This is a genomic window from bacterium, assembly GCA_040755795.1.
Taxonomy (GTDB): Bacteria; UBA9089; CG2-30-40-21; order CG2-30-40-21; family SBAY01; genus JBFLXS01.
In genome coordinates this window covers 1-4,995 of the sequence record JBFLXS010000306.1, presented here as the reverse complement: position 1 = coordinate 4,995, position 4,995 = coordinate 1, and the positions used below count along the sequence as shown (strand labels likewise).

The following is a 4,995-nucleotide window of genomic DNA, read 5'->3' as shown; positions in this document are numbered from 1 at the left end:
GTTGTTTGTGTCATAAGTTTGTCCTCCTTATTTTAGTTAGTTAATACTTTTTGTATAGTATACCATAAAATCTTTCGCAGGTCAAACTTGACACTTTATCATATCATCTCTGCGGTGAACGGTTACCGAAAATCTGCGTCCTATTTAATCTACCTGCCATAGATTAGAAGTGGAATCTGGGACCTACTCTGATGAGAAAACCACTCAAATCTATCTCACCCGGCTCGGATAGTTTCTCACCTGCCCATTTTAAATCATCAATTTTAGCATGGATGTAGCTAATATCCCCACCGACTGAAAGTATCTTAGCAATTTTGTATGCTACTTCAACAAATAGTTGAGTGCCAATGGTATCACCATCCATCCAGTAATATTTCTCTGGTTGTTTAGTGGTTTTATCCACTGATGCCAGGTCAGCATATACGCCAAAGAAACCTAATCCACCGCCAACGGCTACATCCCATTTCTTGCTGGGTAGTTTTTCTTGAGGTATTTTGTATGAGACGAGCACTCCGTGGTATCCGCCGTAAAGACCAGCAAATTTGGCTTTACCATTTACTGTCTGTTCTTTTTCGCCATAAATCCAGCCGCCATTGTAGCCAATTTGCCAGTTGGGGTTAAGTTGCCAGCGAAATGTTCCCCCCTGAAATCCTACCTCCTTAATACCATCAACTCCAAGTTCTTTTTTGATATAGTCATTAAACTTGGATAGGTTTGGTTTGTAGTAGATGCCAAATTGCGGACCACCACCAAAACCACCGACAGCTGATGCTATATCGTCGTCTAGTGCCAGGCAAAGTGATACCTGTCCAACCAACAAGCCTAAAACAACCATACACATCAATATCTTCTTCATCCTTTATCACCTCCTTTCGTTTTTAAGTTTTAATAGGACGCAGATTTTCGCAGATTATCAAGGATAATATTATATAAATCAGTTTAAAATCCTGAAAATCTGCGTTTATCTGCGTCCTATTACAAATAAGCAAATTTTATGCCAACTTAACTAATAATCCCGTTATCCTTAAAATTTGTAATAACTTAGGTGACTTTGACCGGTGATAAAAGAAGGACTAAGTGTCAGTTTTGTCTGACAAAGGCTGGTGAAAGTGTTATTTTTAAATGATTACTTTGTATTTTTAAGTAACTATTCAGCCACTTATTAACACGGATTAGCACGGATAAATAGCAGAGGACAGAGGGCAGAAGGCAGAGGGCAACAGGAGAAAACCCCTTAAGCCTAATTACGAACACGGAAAACGGACACGGATTACGAATTCTCAGTGTTTCATCCGTGTTCATCTGTGGCTGAATAGTTACATTTCGTGAAGTCCTATTACTTAAATATCCGCAGTTTTCTTTTCGGTACCTTTACCTTTGATTTATTGGCAACGATTGTTTCGCCAGTTACTCCCGGCCCCAATCTTGCAAGTATTTTAGACCTTGCGTGGTCTAAGGCAAATAATTCTTCTATGGTTGCTTCTACAACGCCACCAGACTTAAGTGTAATTAAATCTCGCACCTCTTTTAATTCATTTTTATCTAAAATCTTGGCATAAACCTTATCTCCTAATTTTAATTTTTGGAGTTTAACACCATTAACCGCATCAGAAATAAGTCTAATTTTAAGTTTGGCTATTTGGGGCGGTGGTTCTTCTAATTCTTTAATCACCGGTAATTTTGGTTTAGGGACTCGCTCTTTTTCCTGTTTTGGTTCAAAGATAATTCTTCCTCGTGGGAGTTCTTCTTTAACAATTTGTATCCCTTTAGGTTCTTCATAAGGTGCAACTTTAATATTTCCACCTAACGCCGTAAAAGTAACAAATCTATATTCATTTTCTACTTCCAGACTAACTGACCTGATTGAAATTTTTACACCCGGATAGACGATTTTATAGGCACAGATTTTTCCCTCTTTAGCTTGATGTATTTCTGCTTCTAATAAAGGCAACGCCATACTCATTGTATATAATTTTTCTTTTAAAGTATTTTTTGCCTCGATATGTTGCACGAGTAATCTTTCTTTATCTTCCGGGAAATTATTACCCATTTTTTCTTTTAAATCAAACAAATATTTTATTCCTTGTTCTATACCTTTGAATTTTTCTTCATCAGATATTAATTCCTGCTTTAACTTTTCTACCTCTTCTCTTAATAAAGGTAATGAACCTGTTTCAACAATAGTGGGTGTGCCAGTAACAGAACCGATTACTTTTACATTTATTTCTTCTCCGGCGCGTATTTTACCCCCTAAAATTACACCTATCCTTCCCTGAACAATAACCTTCTTTTTAGCATCCACCTGACTGTATCGTATAGATTCATTAACAATAACATCTTCCCCTGCCTCTATATTGCCATGTTCTACGAAATTAGCATAGATATTTTTTGGGGTTTTAACAATACCTTCATCTTTTCCAATTATTCCTTCACCAACAATAATATTTCCTTCAGCTTCCACATAAGCCTTTTCAATACAACCACCTACCTCGATATTACCACCGCCTTTAACCCGAAAACCATCAAGGATACTACCAGCAATAAATACTGAACCAGGGAAATCAATATTTCCTGTGGAATAATCCACATTTCCTTTTACCTCAAAAACAGGTTCTATATGGATTTTATTATCCCGAACTACTATCTGGCCATCAATTTTAGATAAGAGTTTAAGCCCATCTTCAGAAAGTTCCGTATTTTTACCCAGAGGTAATGGTATATCGAGCCCATTCTTAGCGTAAATTTCATTACCTTTAACTGTCATTCCTGGAAGACCTAATGTCGGAGGTGTTTTTATGACTAATATTTGTCCTGAATTAACAACATTGATAATTCCTAATTCCTTAAAATCTACCCGTCCATTTTCTTTTTCCTTTAGTTGAATTTCATTATTCAGATTAAATTTATATTCTAATTTTGCATCTTCACCGTGGACAGGTGGAGTAGCCTGAGCAATTAATGTTGGTTTACCAAACTCCTTTTTTTCTAATAGATAACTAATCAGTTCGTGATTTACATTATGAAACACCTCATTTCGTCTTAATTCTCGTTCTATCTCGCGTTCATCTACTTCTTGATTGAGGGTCAAATAAGCCTTCATTTCATCATGGGTAACTTCTACCAATACCCGATTCACTTTAGGTCGGGTTTGAATCTCACCGATTTTACCCTCGGTTTCATTATCCTCAGTTATGAGTGAACTTATGAGTTGAATATCTACAGCCGCATCTTCCCACTGGCTAACTGTGGATAAAACATCATCTAATTCTACTTTTCTCCCTTTACCAATAGGAGGATAAACAGTTAGAAAAACATCATAACCCCTCGTTTCAAGTTTAAAATGACCATCTACATCCCATGCCTGTTCCATTATAAATTAAATATAACACTTTTAAGGTTAAATGTCAAGATTTTTGTAAATATTGAGTAATATCGCAGATTGGTTACTTAATCTATCGAGAACGCTTGCCCGGCTTCAAGACATCCCCGAAGATATATAGTCCGCCAAGAAAAATCAAGGTGATAACGGTAATTTTTGCCCCAAGATTAAAAGAGACAGGATTATAAACAAATCTGATGCTAAAATTCCCTGCAGGTAAAGGAACTGCTCTAAATAAAAAATCTGCTCGATAAATTTTTTCTTTTTTATTATTTACATAGACCTCCCAGCCAGGATAATAGGTATCCATAAGAACAAGAAAACCTGAACTGGATAAACTTGCTTCTATTTTTACCTCTATTGGGATATATTTCGTTATTTTGACCTTCTCTTTTGTATTCTTTTGTTGAGGTGATATTTTTTTGTCTATTTCTTCCTCAAGGATAACATATTCCCCGGGATAAAAATCCTCACTTTTAAGTGTGTGAAGAATAGTTTCTTTATCTTTAATGACCTTTGCCTGATGAACAATAAATGCCCTTGGGAGACAGGTTTTATTTTCATAAATATTTATCGCCTCGTTGCTAAAAATCAATGGATGAGGAATATGGGTATCTTTAGAGGTAATTATATACTTACCATTGATTAAAGAAAATATCTTAAAATTTAATATTTGGCTACATTCGATATATCGACTTAACTCTAAGGGAAGCCAACCATCAATCGATGATATTTTATATAATAAAGAAAGATTTGGAGTGATGCTTTCTTTGACTGGTGTTATTACTTCTGTAAAAGGCTTTAATTTAGTAATGTTACTTCGGGCAATTGGGTCTTTATATTTTCCCTTCCAGTCCCAGGTAATAATTCGATAGAGACTCGTATCTTTTTTTAAGAAATGGACTGACTGCGGGGTAGAAGTTAAAATTGATTTTTTCACTGTCGGATTAAATCCTGACCAATATACAAAGATATTCACTATCAACACAACAATACTTAAAGAGGCAAATATCGACCGGGTAATTTTATATTTCAGGTATAAAATAAGCAGACTAAAGCTCAATGTGCTTAATGTCATAAATAACAACCAGTCTTTTATCATTATTGAATATAGGATACCTTTTTCTCCACAAATCCAAATAAGCGAAAAGACACTCACCAAATTAAAACACAGACAGGTAAAAATAACTAATCGTTTCTTTATAGATTGATTTTCAAGCAAATAATTGAATCCCAAACCAGCCAAAACAGACATACCAAATGCCCAGAGATATAAATATCGTGTTGGATATCTGATTGAACTTATTATCGGGAAATGATACAAAAGATTATAAAGCGGATTATACTTCCCAAAGGCTAATAATAATCCTAAAAGGCATATTGCCAGGAAAAAAAAGGTGTATTTATCCCTTTTTAAACTAATAGCCATTATTCCGAAGATTAGAGGAATAATCCCGAGATAGCCACATAAGTCAATGTAATTCCAATCACCAACATAGATACCTTTAAATGGATTACCAAAGAAATCAGGTAGGATAAAGGTAATAAGTTGAGGTAAAGAAAGTGAGGTTAATGCCCATTCATAATAAGGGATAGGCTGACTGCGGTAACTTTCT

The 4,995-nt window shown here is 35.3% G+C and carries 3 protein-coding genes; all 3 read right to left on the bottom strand.

From position 1 onward, the window contains the following. Nucleotides 1-163: 163 nt before the first annotated feature. Nucleotides 164-856: a hypothetical protein gene (locus AB1414_15410; GenBank protein ID MEW6608807.1), complete on the bottom strand. Its 693-nt coding sequence runs from the start codon at nucleotides 854-856 to the stop codon at nucleotides 164-166. A gap of 480 nt (nucleotides 857-1,336) precedes the next feature. Beyond that, nucleotides 1,337-3,370 (bottom strand): FapA family protein, encoded by a 2,034-nt coding sequence (locus AB1414_15405; GenBank protein MEW6608806.1) that lies wholly within the window; start codon nucleotides 3,368-3,370, stop codon nucleotides 1,337-1,339. 82 nt (nucleotides 3,371-3,452) lie between these two features. Next, on the bottom strand, nucleotides 3,453-4,995 hold a 1,543-nt coding region (locus AB1414_15400; GenBank protein ID MEW6608805.1), incomplete at its 5' end, for a YfhO family protein.

What these genes read in the sequence shown, in the direction of transcription:
- AB1414_15410 (MEW6608807.1), bottom strand. Translation starts at nt 856, where the DNA reads ATGAAGAAGATATTGATGTGTATGGTTGTTTTAGGCTTGTTGGTTGGA.
- AB1414_15405 (MEW6608806.1), bottom strand. Translation starts at nt 3,370, where the DNA reads ATGGAACAGGCATGGGATGTAGATGGTCATTTTAAACTTGAAACGAGG.